The sequence below is a fragment of the Streptomyces glaucescens genome, assembly GCF_002154375.1.
Lineage (GTDB): Bacteria > Actinomycetota > Actinomycetes > Streptomycetales > Streptomycetaceae > Streptomyces > Streptomyces glaucescens.
The window spans coordinates 3,705-3,969 of sequence record NZ_MUND01000907.1; the positions used below are offsets into that span (position 1 = coordinate 3,705).

Consider the following 265-nt stretch of genomic DNA (forward strand, 5'->3'; position numbering starts at 1 on the left):
GCTGGGCGCGCTGGCCCGGCGGGTGGTGCGGGCGTCCGGCACCGACACCGAGGTGCGGGTGGTGCGGGACGCTCGGGTGGAGACGGACCGGCGGCGGCTGGAGCGGGTGCTGGGCAACCTCGTCGCGAACGGGCACCGGCACGGGCGGGCGCCGGTGGTGCTGACCGTGGACGGGCCGGTGGTCACCGTACGGGACCACGGGGACGGCTACCCGGACTACCTGGTGGCGCACGGCCCGCAGCGCTTCCGCACCGAGGGCGGCGCG

The 265-nt window shown here is 78.5% G+C and carries 1 pseudogene (running past one end of the window); it reads left to right on the plus strand.

Features of this window, described 5'->3' with window-relative positions:
• Nucleotides 1-265 (plus strand): annotated as a pseudogene (locus tag CCN42_RS39160) (histidine kinase dimerization/phospho-acceptor domain-containing protein) (its annotated part extends 733 nt beyond the left edge of the window); the annotation flags it as partial.